16 protein-coding genes are annotated in these 17948 nt (G+C 68.7%); 10 read left to right on the plus strand and 6 right to left on the minus strand.

Going from position 1 to position 17948, the window contains the following annotated elements; genetic code table 11:
- Positions 1–313 precede the first annotated feature (313 nt).
- Positions 314–775 carry an Lrp/AsnC family transcriptional regulator gene (locus EGH21_RS03550; protein ID WP_220617080.1) on the minus strand — a complete coding sequence of 154 codons (462 nt, stop codon included), beginning with the start codon at positions 773–775 and terminating at the stop codon, positions 314–316.
- 151 nt (positions 776–926) lie between these two features.
- On the opposite strand from EGH21_RS03550, the gene EGH21_RS03555 reads away from it, so the two are divergent.
- Positions 927–1835 (plus strand): serine/threonine-protein kinase RIO2, encoded by a 909-nt coding sequence (locus tag EGH21_RS03555; protein ID WP_220617081.1) that lies wholly within the window; start codon positions 927–929, stop codon positions 1833–1835.
- A gap of 219 nt (positions 1836–2054) precedes the next feature.
- Positions 2055–2375, plus strand: coding sequence for a cupin domain-containing protein (locus EGH21_RS03560; RefSeq protein ID WP_220617082.1), 321 nt, complete (start codon positions 2055–2057; stop codon positions 2373–2375).
- Positions 2376–2826: 451 nt separating this feature from the next.
- Here the strand turns inward: EGH21_RS03560 and EGH21_RS03565 are convergent, their stop codons facing one another.
- Together EGH21_RS03565 and EGH21_RS03570 are read right to left on the minus strand one after the other, a co-directional pair.
- On the minus strand, positions 2827–3546 hold the full coding sequence (locus EGH21_RS03565) for a DUF4396 domain-containing protein (RefSeq protein WP_220617083.1): 720 nt from the start codon (positions 3544–3546) through the stop codon (positions 2827–2829).
- A 193-nt stretch (positions 3547–3739) separates the two neighbouring features.
- The gene (locus tag EGH21_RS03570; protein ID WP_220617084.1) at positions 3740–4180 is read right to left on the minus strand and encodes a hypothetical protein; all 441 of its coding nucleotides are present in this window, start codon (positions 4178–4180) and stop codon (positions 3740–3742) included.
- An 83-nt stretch (positions 4181–4263) separates the two neighbouring features.
- Between EGH21_RS03570 and EGH21_RS03575 the strand changes: the two genes are divergently transcribed.
- Positions 4264–4689, plus strand: a complete 426-nt coding sequence (locus EGH21_RS03575; RefSeq protein WP_220617085.1) for an NUDIX hydrolase — start codon at positions 4264–4266, stop codon at positions 4687–4689.
- On the opposite strand, the gene EGH21_RS03580 is transcribed toward EGH21_RS03575, so the two are convergent.
- Positions 4686–5750: a GNAT family N-acetyltransferase gene (locus EGH21_RS03580; RefSeq protein WP_220617086.1), complete on the minus strand. Its 1065-nt coding sequence runs from the start codon at positions 5748–5750 to the stop codon at positions 4686–4688. The two genes, EGH21_RS03575 and EGH21_RS03580, sit on opposite strands and share 4 nt — an antisense overlap.
- A 117-nt stretch (positions 5751–5867) precedes the next feature.
- Here EGH21_RS03580 and EGH21_RS03585 point away from each other — a divergent pair, with 117 nt between their 5' ends.
- Positions 5868–6878, plus strand: coding sequence for a Gfo/Idh/MocA family protein (locus EGH21_RS03585; protein WP_220617087.1), 1011 nt, complete (start codon positions 5868–5870; stop codon positions 6876–6878).
- On the plus strand, positions 6875–7792 hold the full coding sequence (locus tag EGH21_RS03590) for an NAD-dependent epimerase/dehydratase family protein (RefSeq protein WP_220617088.1): 918 nt from the start codon (positions 6875–6877) through the stop codon (positions 7790–7792). The genes EGH21_RS03585 and EGH21_RS03590 overlap by 4 nt, the downstream gene beginning before the upstream one ends.
- On the opposite strand, the gene EGH21_RS03595 is transcribed toward EGH21_RS03590, so the two are convergent.
- A complete protein-coding gene (locus EGH21_RS03595; RefSeq protein ID WP_220617089.1) occupies positions 7789–9192 on the minus strand; it encodes a PQQ-dependent sugar dehydrogenase in 1404 nt (467 codons plus the stop codon). The two genes, EGH21_RS03590 and EGH21_RS03595, sit on opposite strands and share 4 nt — an antisense overlap.
- A gap of 115 nt (positions 9193–9307) precedes the next feature.
- Here EGH21_RS03595 and EGH21_RS03600 point away from each other — a divergent pair, with 115 nt between their 5' ends.
- The 5 genes from EGH21_RS03600 (at position 9308) to EGH21_RS03620 (ending at position 16787) form a co-directional block, all read left to right on the plus strand.
- Positions 9308–10459: a sugar phosphate nucleotidyltransferase gene (locus EGH21_RS03600; protein ID WP_220617090.1), complete on the plus strand. Its 1152-nt coding sequence runs from the start codon at positions 9308–9310 to the stop codon at positions 10457–10459.
- A gap of 2 nt (positions 10460–10461) precedes the next feature.
- Complete coding sequence (gene glmS, locus EGH21_RS03605; protein ID WP_220617091.1) at positions 10462–12261, plus strand: glutamine--fructose-6-phosphate transaminase (isomerizing); 1800 nt, start codon at positions 10462–10464, stop codon at positions 12259–12261.
- 127 nt (positions 12262–12388) lie between these two features.
- Positions 12389–14281, plus strand: a complete 1893-nt coding sequence (locus EGH21_RS03610; RefSeq protein ID WP_220617092.1) for a LamG domain-containing protein — start codon at positions 12389–12391, stop codon at positions 14279–14281.
- 2 nt (positions 14282–14283) lie between these two features.
- Positions 14284–15615 (plus strand): hypothetical protein, encoded by a 1332-nt coding sequence (locus tag EGH21_RS03615; RefSeq protein WP_220617093.1) that lies wholly within the window; start codon positions 14284–14286, stop codon positions 15613–15615.
- A gap of 56 nt (positions 15616–15671) precedes the next feature.
- Positions 15672–16787, plus strand: coding sequence for a glucosamine inositolphosphorylceramide transferase family protein (locus tag EGH21_RS03620; RefSeq protein WP_220617094.1), 1116 nt, complete (start codon positions 15672–15674; stop codon positions 16785–16787).
- 1 nt (position 16788) lies between these two features.
- On the opposite strand, the gene EGH21_RS03625 is transcribed toward EGH21_RS03620, so the two are convergent.
- Positions 16789–17811, minus strand: coding sequence for a glycosyltransferase (locus tag EGH21_RS03625; RefSeq protein WP_328765206.1), 1023 nt, complete (start codon positions 17809–17811; stop codon positions 16789–16791).
- Positions 17812–17948: the final 137 nt, after the last annotated feature.

Raw genomic sequence — 17948 nt, forward strand, 5'->3', positions numbered from 1 at the left:
ATGTTTTCGTGGCTAGGAACGACGGTGCCTGAGTCCCGGCCACGGTGGAGACGGGCAGGAGAAATGTCGGGGCGACGCCGAGACGCGGACGTAGCCGCCGGAACGGCGGCAGTCCGGGGCAGTGCCCAGCAGTGTCAGTTGCGAGGCGTTCGGGTAGCCCGCCCGTGTGAAGGGGGACCACCGACGCCGGGATAGCCCCCACGAGCGAGCGGGGCGCACCGGGCGCGTGGCGAACGAATCGGTCGGTTTGATGCTGTGTTTCGACCAGATTGTGAAATGCGGGCCGTGGTCGAGACGAAGCGGACGCCGCGGACTACTCGGACCTGAACTCGCCGAACGGCGTCGTCTCGTGGCTACGGACGAGCACTTCGTCGGCGACGGTCAGCCCCATGTCGAGCAGTTTCTGTGCGACGGGCGTGATGTCGCTGTCCGTCTCGCCGACGACGGTGACGAGGAGGTTCTGCTCGCCCGTGACCAGTTCCTGTACGGAGACGACGCCGTCTATGTCGAGAATCTCGGGGATAAGCTCGCCACGCTCGGGTATCGAAGCGGTACAGAACAGCAGCATCCGGAGGGGATACCCCGACTGCTGGTAGTCGACCTCGGCGCTGTACCCCTTGATAATCCCGTCGGACTCGAGGCGCTGGATGCGCTTGCGAACCGTACTGTCGGACGTGCCGGTCCGGTCGGCGATGTCGCCCGACGACGTGTTTCGAGCGTCCTCCTGAAGCGCGTGGATGATCTCCTTGTCCACTTCGTCTATGTCGTCGCCCATACAGATTCGTCCCGCGTCGCCGACAAAGGTACTTCGGCTCTCGGCGTCCCCCGTGGCGGCCCGGGACGGTTCGATATAGCGTCATCTGATTTATCCCCGCGAGACACCCGACGCGTCGAACTTTTACGAGTCGGGCGATTATGAGCCGCTAATGGTCCAGAACGTCGCCTCTGTGATGCCGGAGCTGGAGCCGGAGGACTTCCACCTGCTCTCCGGCGTCGAGCAGGGGATGCGGTTCTCCGAGTACGTCAACCGCGAGAAACTCACGGAGTTCTCCCGCCTGTCCGCCGAGAACGTCGACTACCGGCTGGACCGCTGTGAGGACCGGGAGCTCGTCGAGCGCAAGACCATCCAGTACGAGGGGTTCAAACTCACCTTCGAGGGGTACGACGCGCTCGCGTTACACACCTTCGTCGAGCGCGACACCATCGAGGGGTTCGGTGCGCCGCTGGGCGTCGGCAAGGAGAGCGACGTCTACGAAGTGCAGTCCTACAAGCCGATGGCCCTGAAGTACCACCGCGAGGGGTACACCAACTTCCGCGAGGTGATGCGCGAACGGGACTACACCTCCGACCGGGACCACGTCTCGTGGCTCTACACCGCCCGGAAGGCCGCGGAGCGAGAGTACGAGGCCCTGGAGACGCTGTATCCAGACGTCTCGGTCCCCCAGCCCATCGACACGAACCGCCACGCCATCGTGATGGAGAAAGTCGACGGCGTCGAACTCTCCCGCACCGGCCTCGAACCCGAGCAAGTGGTTCCGATACTCGAACTGATTCTGGACGAGATGCAGACCGCCTACGAAGAAGGGTTCGTCCACGCGGACATGAGCGAGTACAACGTCTTCGTCACGACCCAGGGGGTCGTCGTCTTCGACTGGCCACAGGCGGTGCCGACCGACCACGAGAACGCACGCGACCTGTTGAGGCGTGACGTGGACAACATCGTGAGCTACTTCCAGCGGAAGTACCCCGCCGAGGTCGGCGACGTGGACGTCGACGCCGTCGCCGAGGCACTCGCGACCGAGTCGTTCGACTCGCTGAGCGAGCACACCGACTGACCCGGTTTCCGCGTTTTGCTGGTGCTTTGGCGACGAACGACGGCCCTGAGCAGCGTTCGGCGACCGCCTCGTAAACTGTATGGCGCTATATCAAATTGCCAGTCCGCCGGCGACCCCCGGCCTGAGTGAGTGCCGCGCGAGAAGGACTGAACGTGCGGTTTTCGGCCATCGAACGGGGCAGAGCCAACGGCTAAGTTCGCGCGGGCCGACGGTCGGGCCATGACGCTCGAACTACTCGGCGACTTCGACGCCGACCCGGCGGAAGGCGAAGTCGTCGACGGCGAACTGGCAGTGACAGACGACGTCCTCCTCAAGGCCTTCGCACTCGGCCCGGGCGGACGTATCGAACCACACGAACACGACGGCGCGACCAACGTCTTCCACGTCGTCGAGGGGACGGTGACCGTCCAGCGAGACGACGAGTCCGAGACGGTGACCGCACCGGGCGTCGTCCTCAACGAGCGCGGACAGGTCCACGGCGCACACAACGAGGGCGACGAGCGAGCGGTGCTGACCGCGAGCCTCTGTCCGTTACCCTGAGTCCGAGTCACACACGACCATCCGAGCCGTGTCGTGTCGGCGAACGGGGGGTATCGGCGAGGCGACTACGTGGCCGTAGCCGTCGACGACGGTGTGACCCCTTCGGGTCGAGGTCGTAGAAAGGGAGACTCGGCACCGACCGGACACGCGGTGTCGGTCGACCGACAGCCGTGACACACGCCACGGACACCGCAGTTCGTGGTGTTCGACGTTCGGTACTGCCTCGGACGGCGCCAGCGGTTGGTCGGGTCGAATCCGCCGGCCTGACGTGCCGTGGGAAGTCTCACCGACGACGTCGGGCCGGCTACGACGCGACACGGTCGAGTGATAGCCGAGGCACTTCGGTACGGATGCGCGAGTTCGAGGCCCGCGCCGTTCGCGCCGGAGCAGTGCCGTGAACGGCTGGCTGGGCAAACGAGGCGTAAACGTCTGCGCGCTATATCGAATCGGACTAGCTGGCCGACCCCTGTCCCATCTCCGCGGGGTTCTGCATCCCCTCTTTGACGCCGACGCTGACCAGCGCGAGGTTGACGGGGAACGCCGCGAGGAAGCCCAGCGACAGCGACAGCACCAGCGCCAGCCAGAACAGCACGTCGGTGATGTGGGCCTCCGCCGCGACGAAGAGGTCGGCCCCGATGGCGACGACTTCCATGACGGTGATAGACGGCGTCTCGCTGTAGAGCGCGTCGCGCATCGCCGTCCAGAAGTCGACGCCCTCCTGCATCAGCGGGCCGACGGTGAGCGCGTACCCGAATGTGTACGCGAAGCCGAACGTGATGGCGGCGACCCACCCGACAGTGAGGCCGAGCAGGCCCTGTGCGAGCAGGATACCTACGACTTCGCCGGCGCCACACCCGGAGTAGCAGTGCGCCGTCGACCGGAGCCCGCGACGCCACAGCGAGTCGCCGCGTATCTGGGTGCGACCGGCGTACCAGTAGACGGCCAGTCCGAAGGGGCCGGAGTAGAGGACGACCAGCGACCAGACGCCCTTCATCATCGACGGGAGCGCTTGGTTGTTGGCTCTGATGTCCCACCACAGGACACCGACCGACGCGACGGCGACGAGCGCCCAGACGAACAGCACGCGCGGGTCCGAGAGGACGGGCTGGAGCGTCGCTCGGACTGGTTGAGCGGCCTCTGCTAGCTGGGTGAACAGTCCCTGTTGGAGCATGATGCGTATGCGTCGAGAGCGTCGTTCGGGCGACGCCGACCTCGCCGTCACTTGGGCCGGACGACTCTATGACGTTGCGGTTAGCGTTCCAAAGGCGGGGCTGTCGAACGGCCCGGCGTTCGGACGGCGTCGTCCCGGGAGCGGGACGCAGGAGCCAGAATCGGCCGGATACGGAATCCAAACCGGTCGACAGTCACCAGCTATCGCGCAGGTTCTCGACCGGACGGGTCTCGGCCGTCTCCCCCATGTCGGCGTAGAGGTCGGCTACGACGTGGACGTACAGCGTGACGCCGACGACGAGCGCCCAGTAGGGGGCCGACGCCAGCCACAGTCCCCCGACGGCGACGCCCGCGAGGAGGACGTGGCTGAGCAGTCGCTGGGACTTCGAGAGATCCGCCGTCTCGAAGATGTCGTCCTGCCCGGTGAACGCGAGGCGCGGGTTCCGGAGGACGCGACGGGTGCTCTCGGCAGACCCGGTGTTGAGATAGGCGACGAGGAAGTGGTCGAAGTCGATGCCGACGCCGAGGGCGACGGCGACGGCGACGACCACGGCGGGGTGGACCGGCGGCGTGGTCAGGACGACGAGAGCGAGGCCGGCGAGGACGGAGAGAATCGCGTGGTCGCGGGAGTACATTCGTCGGGAGTTCACCCCCCAGCGTAATGAACGCTGGCCGTGGCGACCGGTACACTGACACTCCCCTCTCACAATCGGGGCGTATGGACGAGCAGTTCCTCGAAGCGACAGTGAGCGTCCGCGGGGTCGTCTGTCGGCCCGACGGGCGAGTCCTCACCGTCCGTCGGTCGAGCGACGGCGGGTGGGAACTGCCGGGCGGACGGATTCGGGACGGCGAAGCCGTGACGCAGTGTCTCCGTCGCGAAGTCGAAGAGGAGACCGGGCTGTCGGTCACGGTCCACGACCCGGTCCACACGGTCACCTGGCACAACGAGGCCGGCGACGGTCGACTCGCGGTGTACTATCGCTGCACGACCGGGCGTGCGGACGTCGTGCTGAGTCACGAACACACCGAGTTCGAGTGGCTCCCGGAGGCGGACGCCTGCGAACGACTGAGCGAGCCACAGACGACGGCGGCGAGTCGGGCCCTCGCCCGGAGTGAGTCGAGGCCCGCGGAACGCGTCGACTAGTCGCCGGGTCGCCGACCGAGCGCCGACCCGAACAGGCGCGCGACGACGCGGTCGCTCCCGAGGAGATAGAGGACCCGACCGACGAGCGAGTCGACGCGTTCCCACCGCACCGTCGGGACCGCACGCCCACCGAACGCCGTCTTGAACGAGAACGTGCCGTCCGCGAAGTCCGGCGTCGTCTCGCCGAAGTTGCAGGTCCCGTAGCCGGCATCGATGCCCCACTGGATAGCCGCCCGGTACAGCACCTCCGAGGGGAACTGCCGGAAGTTCGTCGGGTCGTAGGCCGGAAACAACAGGTCGATACAGTCCCGTTCGTCGTCGCGGACCGCGAGCAGTTCGCCGGCGGGGTCGCCCTCGGCGTCGGTCGCCCGGAACAGTTTCAGTCGGTCACCGAGCGCCGCCAGTAGCGCCCGCAGGAACTCCGGCGAGGCCCCGTCGCCGTCGAGACGGCGCACGTGCTCGGCGTGGCGTGCCGCGAAGGTGTCGATACTGTCGGGCGTGACCGGCACGTCCGTCGCGGTGACGCCGGCGTCGTCTGCCTTCCGGAGGTTCCGGCGTTTCTTCTGCGAGAGGTCGGCGGCGACGGCGTCCCACGGCCGATCGGTGTCGAGGACGAACTGGCAGTCTCGCACCGACGGGAAGTAGCCCCGGTCACGCAGTCGCGTCGCGTATCGGAGCGAGTCGCCCCCGGCGGGTCTGAGCAGGTGGCCGATGGTCCGGCCACCCGTCAGCGCGGCCATCTCGTCGGTGATGGCGTCGAAGACGGCGGCCTCGTCTGTCGCAATCATCGCCCCGTTGCACCCCGGTTTCGCCGGCCCGAGAAAGCGGAAGGGCGTCCCCGGTAGTGACCGGACGAACGCCGGGTGGACGCCGACGAGCGTCCCGTTCTTGCGGACCTGCACGTGCCGGGCGGACGCGCCGGTCGCGTCCTCGTAGGCGTTCAGCCACTCGTAACGCTCGAAGACGCTCCCCGTCCGGGACTGCTGGGCGACGACAGCGTTCCACTCCCCCTGTTTGACCTCGGTGATAGAGCGGTGGACCGAGGTCGTGAGGTCGGTCATCCGGTGGGTGTTCACGCCGCCCCGCCCTAACTGTATGGTTCGGTCGAAGCGCGTCGCGTCCCGTGGTAAGCCACGCCTAGGGATGGGTTTATCTCCGCGACGGGCGAGAGATAGCCCATGACCGAACTGGCCGTCGGGGTCGTCGGGGCTGGCTGGATGGCCACCGACTACCACGTGCCGGCATTCACCAGTCACCCACGCACGCGCGTCGTGGCCTTCGCCGAACGCGACGACGCCCGGCGGGCGGCCGTCGAGGGGGACCTCTCGGTACCGGGCTACGCGAGCGCCGAAGCGATGCTCGCGGCCCACGAACTCGACGTCGTCAGCGTCTGCACGCCGCCGAGTACACACGAAGGTATCTTCCTGGACGCCGTCGACGCGGGCTGTCACGTCCTCTGTGAGAAACCGCTGGCGCTGACCGCCGAGAGCGCCCGCCGGATGGCCGAGGCCGCCGACGCGGCCGGCGTCGTCACGCAGGTGGGTTACCTCCACCGGTACTACCGGAACTACGAACGGGCGCTGGAGATGCTGTCGAACCACCTGCTCGGCGATATCGTCGAGGTGACCGTCGCCCACCACTCGGCGCCGCCACAGCAGGGGTGGTACTACAACCCCGACCTCTCGGGCGGCGGGGTCGCCCGCGACCTGTTCCCGCACTCGCTGGACGTCCTGTTCGAGGCGTTCGGCGAGGACGCAGACGTGACCGACGCGAGCGTGCGACACCTCCGAGGGAACGCCGTCGAGGACACCGCCCGCGTCTCGCTCGAAATCGGCGGCGTTCCGGTGAACCTCTCGGCAACGTGGACACAGACCGACGGCGTGACGCGGGTCCTCGTCGTCGGGACGGAGGGGTGGCTGGAACTGGACGCCGAGACGTTACAGGGCGAGGTCCACGGCCGCCCCGTCGAGTTCCAGCACGGCGACCTGCCGCTGGTCGACGTCGGCGTCGCGACGCTGTTCCCGGCCAGCGACGAGGACGCCCACACTGCCCGCATCCACGACTTCGCGGACCACGCCGCGGCGGGCGACACCGAGACGGCCGCCCCCGCGTCACGGGGCGTCGCCGTCGCCGAAGTCGTCGACGCGGTGTACGAGCGAACCGGGGCCGCGTGGAGGGCCGACCAGTGACGGTCCTCGTCACGGGCGCGACGGGCTTCATCGGCCTGAACCTCCTGCACGCGATGACCGACCGCGAAGCGGTGGCGATGGTCCGACCGAGCGCGTCGACGGCGCGGCTTCCCGACGGCGTCGAGACAGTCGAATCCGACCTCTCGGACCCCGACTCGCTCGCGGCGGCGATGGAGGGCGTCGACGCAGTCGTCCACCTCGCGGCGGCGGTGTACGCTCAGGCAGAGATGGAGCGGACCAACACCGGCGGCACCGAGCGTCTCGTGGACGCGGCGGCCGAGGCGGACGTCGAGACGTTCGTCTTCCTCAGCACCGTGGGAGCCCACCCGGAGGTGCCGACCGATACGGACTCGCCGTACCAGCGTTCGAAGGTCGCCGTGGAGGACCTGCTGTTCGGGCAGGACCATCCCTTCGACGTGGCGGCGCTGTACCCCACGTACATCTTCGGCCCGCGGGACTACCGGCTGACCCGCTACGAGCACGTCCGACCCATCGCGGCCAACCGAGTGCTGGTGCCGCCGCTGTACACCTACGACGAGTACAACGTCGTCCACGTCGACGACGTGGTCGGCAGCGTCGTGCACTGTCTCGACGAGAGAGCGACCGGACGGCACCTGATTACCGGCCCGAACCTCACGAACCGGCAGGTACTGGGAACCATCGCGCGACACGCACCGGGGAACTGCCGCGTCGTCGGCGTCCCCTACGGCGTGACTCGCTGGGTCGTCAAGCCGACGCTGGACCTGCTCCACCGGGTCGGCGTCTCGCCGGTGCCCGGCGACGGGTTCCTCGAACGCGGCGACTTCGGGACCGTGCGCGAGGACCTGACGGAGCGAGCGCCGGTCCGCCAGCGCTCGTGGCAGTCGGCGCTGACCGAGACCATCGACTGGTACGAGTCGGTCGGCGTCCTCTAGCTGGTGAGTCGATAGACGACGCCCTCCCGTTTCGAGAGCGGGTTCTCGGCGAGTGCCGCTCTGGTGCCGAGGACGTAGCTGTCGTCGCCGTCCTGTCCGAACGACAGCACCTGTATGTCGAGGCCGCCCTCGACCTGCACCTCACGCATCGGCCACCGACCGGTATCCCGCGGCGTCGCGGCGACGATGCGGCCGGCGGCCTCGGTGAACGAACTCGTGAACGCGCCGAAGACGTACTGGTCGCGGAGCGCGTCGACGCTGCCGGTGTGGACGTGGCCGCCGATGACCGCGAAGCCGACGGGGTACCCCTCCTCGTCGAAGTGCGGGAACTCGAGCACCGGGTCGACGAGCGGTTCGCCGCGGTCGGACTCGACGACGCACTCGCCGTCCTCGCTGGTCCCCAGTTGCGGGTCGTGACAGTGGAACCCCTCCTTCAGGGGCCACCCGTAGTTGGCACCCTTCTCGACGACGTCGACCTCCTCGTAGGTCGCCTGCCCGACGTCGCCCAGAACGAGTCGGTCCCCGCTGAAGGCCATCTTCCACGGGTTCCGCAGGCCCCACGCGTACTGTTCGTCGCGGCCCTCCCGCCCGACCAGCGGGTTGTCGTCGGGGATGCCGTAGGGCAGGTCGCCGGTGCGCCCGTCCACGTCGAGGCGGAGGACGCTCCCCTTGAGGTTGTTCGTCAGGTCCTGTCCGTTGAACGGGTTCAGGCCGTCGCCCAGCGCCGCGTAGAGGTAGCCGTCCGGGCCGAATTCGAGGGTGCCGGCCTGATGGATGGGCCGTTCCCACGGCAGGTCCAGCAGGATTCGCTCGGTGTCGGGGTCGCCACGCGTCCCGTCGGCCGTCGCCCGGAACTCCGAGAGCCGTTCCCGGTGGTCGAGTTCGTCGTCGGTCGCGGGCGTGCTGTACCGAACGTAGAACAGGCCGTTGTCGGCGAACTCGGGGTGGAACGCCAGTCCCAACAGCCCGCGTTCGTCGAAGGCCACCCAGTTCGGCAGGTCCTGTCCGAGTGCGACCAGTCGGTCCGAGAGGTCCAGAAACGGGTCCTCGCGGAGGCCGTCGGCGCCGTGGACGTACACCACGCCCGTCTGGTCGACGACGAACCGCCTGTCGGTGCCGTCGTCTGCCGTCACGAGGGCGGTCGGCGAGACCAGACCGGTCGCCACCGCTTCGACGCCGATCGTCGGCCCCTGTTCGAAGAAGTTGCCGGTCGACCCGCCGCTGTCGCTCCCGTCGCCGCCGTCGGCGGTGTCGCCACCGTCGCCGTCGCCACCGTCTCCGGCGTCTTCGCGCGCGCCGAACGAGCACCCGGCGAGTGCGCCCGTCACCCCGACCGCACCGAGCGTCCGCAAGAAGACTCGTCGCGACGACCCCGCACCCCCCTCGTTCCGTCGATTCATGCACCGAAGAAGGACCGAACGCATTTAACGGTTTGTCGGTGCCTACCGGACACGGAGCAACCTATATGCCGGTCGGCGACCACCGGTAAGCCATGCTTATCGGGACGGTAGACCCATGCAAGCAGTGATACTCGCGGCCGGCGAAGGCCGACGGCTCGGCCCGTTGACCGAGGGCCGGCCGAAACCGATGGTACCGGTGGGGAACCAGCCGATACTCGAATCCGTGCTGGAGGCCGCAGTCGAAGCCGGGGCCGACGAGATAGTGCTCGTCGTGGGCCACGCCCGCGAACGAATCCAGAGTCACTTCGGCGACGGCGACGAGTGGGGCGTCCCGATACGGTACGTCGTACAGGACCACCAGCTCGGCGCGGCCCACGCGCTGGCACAGACCGAGTCCGCCGTCGACGGGCCGTTCCTCGTCCTCCACGGCGACCAGTTGGTCGACGCCGACCTGCTGGCCGACCTGCTGGAGCGGACCGAGCGAGCGACCATCGCCGCCGTGCAGTCCGACCGTCCGACGGAGTACGGCGCGGTCGACGTGGACGGCGAGTCGGTCGTGGCCGTCTCGAAGGACCCGACCGACGACCCGCCGTTCCTCGTCAACGCCGGGGCGTACGTCTTCGGTTCGGGCGTCTTCGACGTCGTCCGGGACATCGACCCGGCGGAGGGACAGGACTACGGGATGGCGACCACGCTCCAGCGGTTGGCCGACGACGGGTCGCTGTCGGCGGTGCTCCACCGCGGCACGTGGCAGGACCTCACCTACCCGTGGGACCTGCTGACGACGAACGCCGCGTTGCTCCGCCGGCAGGACGACGACGTCGACGGCGCCACCGTCCACGACAGCGCCGCCATCTCGGGCGACGTGGCGCTGGACGAGGGCGTCACCGTGGGGCCGAACGCGACGCTCCTGCCGGGGACGGCACTGGGACGGAACGTCCGCGTGGGCGCGAACGCGACGCTCTCGAACTGCATCGTGATGGCGGGGGCGCGAGTCGGCGACGGCGCCGTCCTCCACGACTGCATCGTGGGCGAGTCGGTGTCGGTCGGTCCGAACGTCACCGCCGAGGGCGGCCCGGCGCGGGTCGTCGTCGGTGACACCGTCCACGACGACGTGGGACTGGGGGCGGTACTGGCAGACCGGACGACCCTGCGCGGCGGCGTCACCGTCGCACCGGGCACCGTCGTCGGCCGCGAGGTGCTGGCCGACTGCGGGACCGTCCTGCGGGGACGCATCGACAGCGGCGACACGATACGGAGGGGGTAATCATGTGTGGAATCATCGGCTACGTCGGCGAGGAACCGGCCCAGCCACGACTGGTGGCGGGGTTACAGAAACTGGAGTACCGCGGCTACGACTCGGCCGGTATCGCGCTGGTCGACGACGCCCTCTCGGTGTCGAAGCAGGTCGGCCTCGTGGCCGACCTCGACCTGCCCGACGAGGCCCCACAGACGTGTGGCATCGGCCACACCCGCTGGAGCACGCACGGGAAACCGACGGACGCCAACGCCCACCCGCACACGGACTGTTCGGGCCGGGTCGCCGTCGTCCACAACGGCATCGTCGGCAACTACGACGACCTGCGGGCCGAGATGCCCGAGCACACGTTCCGCAGCGAGACGGACACGGAAGTCGTCGCCCACCTCGTCGAGGACGAACTCGAACGGACTCCCGACCTACGCGAGGCAGTGGCGGCCGTCGTCGACCGTATCGAGGGCAGTTACGCCCTCGGCGTCGTCGCCGCGGGCTACGACGGCATCGTCGCCGCCCGGCGGAACAGCCCACTCGTCGTCGGCCACGGGGCCGACGGGAACTTCATCGCGAGCGACGTGACGCCGCTGCTGGAACACACCCGCGAGGTGTCGTATCTGGAGGACGGCGACGTCGCCCACCTGACGCGTGACGGCATCTCGGTCTGGCACGACGGCGCCCCGGTCGACCGCGCGGTCCACACCATCCAGTGGGACGCCGAGGCCGCGGAGAAGGGCGGCTACGAGCACTACATGCTCAAGGAGATTCACGAGCAACCGCAGGCGCTGCGGCAGGCCGTCGCCGGCCGCATCGACCCCATCGAGGAGCGGGTCGACCTCGACCTCTCGCTGTCTCGGTCGTTCCTCGACGACCTCGACGAGATTCAACTCGTCGCCTGTGGCACCTCCTACCACGCCTGTCTGTACGGGAAGCAACTGCTGGAGACGCTGGCGGACGTGCGCGCGACCGTCGAGTACGCCAGCGAGTACACCGTCGGGAGCGGCCGGGACCCGAGTCGGACGCTCGTCGTCGGCGTCAGTCAGAGCGGCGAGACGGCCGACACGCTCCGCGCGTTGCGGATGGCGAAGCGGACCGGCATCCGGACGCTCGGCGTCACCAACACCGTCGGGAGCACCGTCGCCCGCGAGTGTGACGACGCGCTGTACATCCAGGCGGGGCCGGAAATCGGCGTCGCCGCGACCAAGACGTTCGCCTCGCAGGTGGTGACGCTCGCCATGTTGGCACTGGACGTGGCCGACACGCGCGGCGAACTCGACCCCGCGCAGGGCCGGGAACTGCTCTCGAACCTGCAGGACCTGCCGGGTGCCGTCCAGCAGGCCCTCGACCGCGACGAGGCGGTCCGCGAAGTCGCGGAGGCCTACGCGGGCGGCGAGGCGTTCTTCTTCATCGGTCGACGGTTCGCCACCCCGGTCGCGCTGGAGGGCGCGCTCAAACTGAAGGAGATATCCTACGACCACGCCGAGGGGTTCCCCGCGGGCGAACTGAAACACGGGCCGCTGGCGCTGGTCACCGAGGCGACGCCGGTGCTGGCGGTCCTCACCGACGGCGCCCGCCCCGAGGAGACCCAGAACAACGTCAAGGAGGTCCAGTCCCGCGGCGCGCCGGTCATCGCCATCGCCTCCGAGTCGGGCCGCGAGGGCGACTACGAGGTGGGGTTCGACGTGCCCGACCTCGGCCTGCTGGAACCGCTGGCCGCGAACGTCTATCTCCAGTTGTTCGCCTACTACGTCGCCGACAGCAAGGCCCGCCCCATCGACAGACCGCGTAATCTCGCGAAGAGCGTCACCGTCGAGTAACGGCCGTTCGACGTGTATTCGTCCAATTTCCGAGCTTCGGACGTCGGTTTCGACGCGCCAGCAGACATTATAGTTCGACAACAGTAGTAGAAAGGGGTATATTTGCTGGTAACCAACCGATACGAAGATGGCACCAGACCCACCGGCAGACGAGGAACGGGACGAGTACGACCTCTCGAGGCGGTCGCTGCTCAAGGTGACTGGGGCCGCACTCGGGTCCACGTCGGTCGCCGGGTGTCTTGGAGAGCGCCCCACCGGCTACCGTCGTCTGGGCTACGGCGGGGTCCCGTGGTTCGTCTCCGGCGACGTCGAATCGGCGGTGTTCGCACCGCTCGCGCTGTCGCTCTCGGGACCGAGCGACGGCCTCGTCGCCCACTGGACGCTCGACGGAACCGGGGGGACCGCGGCGGACGCCGTCGGCGGCAACGACGGCGCTATCCGCGGTGCACCGACACAGGGGGTCCCGGGCGTCCACGACTCGACGGCTTACGACTTCCTGTCGGGGTCTGGCAACTACGTCGAGGTAGCCGACGCGGGCGCTCTCCGTCCCGCCGAACTCTCCTTCGGCGGGTGGTACCGGACAGACAGCGGCGCGAACAGCCAGACCGTCCTCCAGAAGGCCGACGCGCGCTTCGGCGACGAGGGGTACGCCGTCGACGTCCAGACGGACAACAGCGTCCGCGGCCACGTCGCCGTCGAGAGCGGACGGGCCTCGGTCAACCCGTGGGGTGTCGCCACCCACGACGGCGAGTGGCACCACCTCCTGCTGACGTGGGACGGGAGTGCGCTCGTCCTGTACCTCGACGGCACGGAGGTCGACCGCGACGCCTCCCAATCGGGCGCCGTCGTCCACAGCGACCGGTCGCTGTTCGTCGGCCGCGGCGACAACGGCTACACCACCTACTACGGGATGGACGGGGCCATCGACGACGTGCGCGTCTACGACCGCGCGTTGTCGGCGAGCGAGGTGACAGACCTCTACGAAGGGGTGACGGAGACGGCGACGGCGACAGCCACAGAGACGCCTACGGCGACGGCGACATCGACTGCATCGCCCACGCAGACCGAGACGGCGACAGCAACCGAGACGCCAACACCGACACCGACGGAGACCGCGACGCCGACAGCCACCGAGACGGCGACACCGACCCCCACCGAGACGGCGACACCGACCCCCACCGAGACGCCCACGTCGACACCGACCCCCACGCCGACCCCGACGACCACCGAGAGCACCGGCCCGGCGCCGGTCGCTCGCTGGCGGTTCGAGGAGACGAGCGGGACCGTCGCGGCCGACAGCGTCGGGTCCGCAGACGGGTTCCTCCGTGGGTCGCCGACGCTCGACACGACCGGCGTGTTCGCCACCTCGGGCGTCACGTTCGGGTCGAGTAGCGAGGACTACGTCGAAGTCGCGGACGCCGCCTCGCTGACGCCGACCGCCGAACTCTCCTTCGGCGGGTGGTACCGGACGACCAGCGGCGAGAACAGCCAGACCGTCCTCCAGAAGGCCGACGCGCGCTTCGGCGACGAGGGCTACGCCGTCGACGTCCAGACGGACAACAGCGTCCGCGGCCACGTCGCCGTCGACAGCGGACAGGCCTCGGTCAATCCGTTCGGCGTCGCCACCCACGACGGCGAGTGGCACCACCTCCTGCTGACGTGGGACGGCGACGCACTCGTCCTGTACCTCGACGGGGCCGAGGCCGACCGCGACGCGTCGCAGTCCGGGTCGGTCGTCCACAGCACCCGGTCGCTGTACGTCGGCCGCGGCGACAACGGCTACACCTCCTACTACGGGATGGTCGGCACCGTCGACGACGTGCGCGTCTACGACACCGCGCTGACCGCCAGTGCGGTCACGTCGCTGTACGAGGGGACGGCGCCGTCGCCTACCCCGACAGCGACAGAGACTGCGACGCCCACCGAGACGGCGACTGCGACGCTGACACCGATTCCAAACGACGAGTTCGGCGAGTCCGGCTACGGGAGCCACGGCTACGGCGGCATCGTCGACAACTGACCATGACTGACAACCACCAATACGAGACGCCGGCCGCCGGCACGCTGGACTGGGACGAACCGCTGAACCGCAACTTCGAACGCATCGACACGGACGTCGAGATACGCGACGTCGACGCCGACCGGTCGAACTACGTCGCGAAGGCCGGCGCGAAGTTCCTCGCGACGGACACCGGGAACGTCTACATCGGCGACGGCGGGTCGTGGAGCCAACTCGGCACCATCGGCGGGTCGAGCGACACGACGACTGTCGAGGGGTCGGGCATCACCTCGCTCCTCCTCGACGGCTTCGTCGTCGCCATCGGTCGGAACCTCTCGGACCCGCAGACTATCGACCCTTCGGGGACCGATACCCCGATTCAGGACGCACTGGACCTCGTCGCAGCCAACGGCGGCGGCGAGGTCCACCTTCCGGCGGGCGTCGTCGAGGAGACGGGCCCCATCCGCCCCTACGAGGAGACGCAGATACTCGGTCTCGGCGTCGAGATCTCGAAAGTGTCCATCACCGACCAGACCGCCGACGGCATCCTGTTCGACCGGGACGGGAGCGTCGACCGCGTCGTCCTCGACGGGTTCGCGCTGAACGGGCCGGCCGGGACCCAACCGACCGGCGTCGCCATCCACCACGCGAACAGGGACACGCAGGACCTGCAGGTCGGCCGCCTGTTGTTCTGGGGCTGGAACAACTCCGTCTACCGCGTCGACGAGGGCGTCGGCCCGTTCCAGTGCCGCCACGACCAACTCACCATCTACGAGTGTGACGCCGGCGACCAGGACGGCCTCTTCGAGTTCCGCTCGTGGTACGGCCCGGCCAACTGGTTCGGCACCATCGCCGCCTACCCCAGCGCCACCGTCAGCGGGCAGAACACGACGGTGTTCTTCTCCCGGGGCGGCACCCAGACCGTCGACTACCTCACGATGGGCGGGTCCGCGGGCGTCGCCGTCCACCAGACGTGGGACAGCGTGTTAGAGTTCGGCAACGTCCACTGGGAACCGACGACGAACCCGACGAACCCGCCAGCTATCGTGCGACTGCTCGGCCACGGGTCGGCGGTCGTCGACACGGTCAAGCACGTCACCGGCACGGCCGACTACGTGTACGAACTGGGGTACGACAGCTACAACGGCCGCGGACCGGGCCGGAAGATACTCGGGCCGTACATCGAACTGGGTGCCGAGGCCGACATCACCTCGAACGTCGTCAACCTCTCGGCGGCCGGCGACCCCAGCCAACCGTCGCTGTATCAGGGTGCCCCGGAAGACGTGACGGTCACCCACAGCGACGGCAACACCGGCGGCCTCCGGGCACTCGGCACGGCGGGGACCGGGTTCTGACCTGCCGCCGTCGTGTGTGATTAAGTAGTCCCGCAGCGGAATGGTAGGCATCGATTATGGCCGACGACTCCTCCCAGAGCCCACTACTCGCCCACGCACGCACTCGAGTCGACCCCGTCGTGAGTGGCGTTCGGAGCGGGCTTGCGAAGTTCACGCTCCTCGAACGGACGGCGTGGCACACCGGCGAACGCCTCCACATGCGACCACCGACCGCCCGGCGACGACCCGACCCAGTCGACGTCGCCGGCCGCTACGACGGCCCAGTAGTCCCGTCGTACCCCACCGACGCCGACCGGTCCCCCTCGCTGTTCCAGCCGGCAGGTGACCTCAATCCCGTGTTGACCGGCGCGGACGTCACCGACTTCGGCCGCACCGACTGCGTGGCCGACCCGTTCCTGTTCGTCACCGAGGCCGGCGAGTGGCACATGTTCTTCGAGGTATACACCCACAACCGCGACCCCTCGGCGGCCATCGCCCACGCCGAGAGCGCGGACGGCTACGACTGGACCTACGACCGCGTGGTGCTCGAGACCGACGAGCACCTGTCGTACCCCTACGTCTTCCGCTGGGACGGCGACCACTACATGATTCCCGACCGCTGGGCCAAAGAGAAGGGGCCCGCCGGCGTGACCCTCTACCGCGCCGAGTCGTTCCCCCACGAGTGGACCCCCGTCGCGGACCTCGTCCAACCGGCGACGCCGCTGCACGACTTCAGCGCCTTCCGCTGGGAGGGTCGCTGGTGGGGGTTGCTGGGCGATGGCGTCGACCTCTACGCGTACTACAGCGACGCCCTCGAAGCGCCCGACTGGACGCCACACGACGAGAATCCCGTCGTCGAGGGGCGGGCCCGTGCGGCCCGACCCGGCGGTCGGCCCATCGTCTTCGAGGACCGGATTCTCGCGTTCTATCAGGACTGTGCCGACCGCTACGGGGAGCGGGTGCGCCTCTACGAGATTACCGACCTCACGCCGACGAGCTACGACGACCGAGAGCGCGACGATTCGCCCGCCGTCGAGGGGACCGGTGGCCTCGGGTGGAACTCCGGAGCGATGCATCAGGTCGACCCGTGGTTCGACGGCGAGGGGTGGCACTGCGCGGTCGACGGGAACCTCGGACTCGGCTATCAGATGCTCGGCGAGCACCACTGGGCCATCGGTATCTACCGGGCCTGAGTCAGGGGAGGTCCTGTGGCACCGGGTCCGGCGTCGTCAGCCCTTCGAGGAAGCCGACGCCGTAGAGACAGTACTGCGCGGCGAGCAGCACCGGGACCAGCAGCGCCAGCGGGCTCCGCCGGTCGCGGTACACCTGCGCCGTGGCGTAGCCGCTCACGACGAGGAACGCGAGGAGCAAGAGCGGGACGTAGCGGGCCTTCCGGGCGCAGATGTCGGCCAGCGCGGCGAGGGCACCGCCACCGAGCGCCAGCGAGGGGAGCGCGGAGTACCACCGAATCACTCTCCCGTGCCGGCGCTGGATGCGAGCCATGGCGTAGCCGTACGACCGGTTCTTCTTGCAGAAGGCACCGAAGTCGGCCGAGAGGTGGTGCGAGACGGCGATGGTGGGGTCGAAGACGAACCGGTAGCCCGCCTCGGAGAGGCGGAAGTGGAACTCCGCGTCCTCGCCGACGTTGACGGCGTCGTCGTACCGGTACTCCTCGAACACGTCGGCCCGGTAGAGGACGTTGCAGGCCGCGACCGACCGCACCAGTCGCACCTCGTCGATAGCGTGGGACTGTGGGGACCCGCCGGACCCGAAGACCGTCCCCTGCAGACTCCCGATCAGTTTCGCGAAGGCCGGGTCGTCCGGGAACGGCCGGTTCGGCCCGCCGACGCCGACGACGTCCTCGTGGTCGGCGTAGGCTTCGATTCGCTCGACGTGCGAGTCGAGCCACGTCGCCGGCACGGCACAGTCGGAGTCCGTGAAGGCGACGTACTCGCCGGTGGCGGCGTCGACGCCGCGGTTCCGACACTCGCCGATAGTCGCACCCTCGGCGACGAGCCACTCGACGCCGTGGTCGCTGGCGATTCGCGCCGTCCCGTCCGTCGACCCGCCGTCGACGACCAGTACTTCGTAGCGGTCGTCCGGGTACGTCTGTCTGTCCAGCGACGTGAGCGTCTCGCCCACCGTCCCCTCGGAGTTGTACGTCACGACGACGACGGACACCATCGGCGCCACACCGTCGTCTCCCTGTGCTGACACGGGTATGCAGTTGTTTCCGCGGCGAATAATCCTGTCGGTGAGTCCGGGTCAGTCCGCATCCCGACCGGCGGTGTCCAGTACGCGGCGATTACCGGTCTGGGGCCCGCCGGTGACTGGCAGGCCGCCCGCGGTCGTCG

Origin of the sequence: Haloarcula rubra (genome assembly GCF_019599465.1) — an archaeon.
In the GTDB taxonomy this organism is placed as follows: Archaea; Halobacteriota; Halobacteria; order Halobacteriales; family Haloarculaceae; genus Haloarcula; species Haloarcula rubra.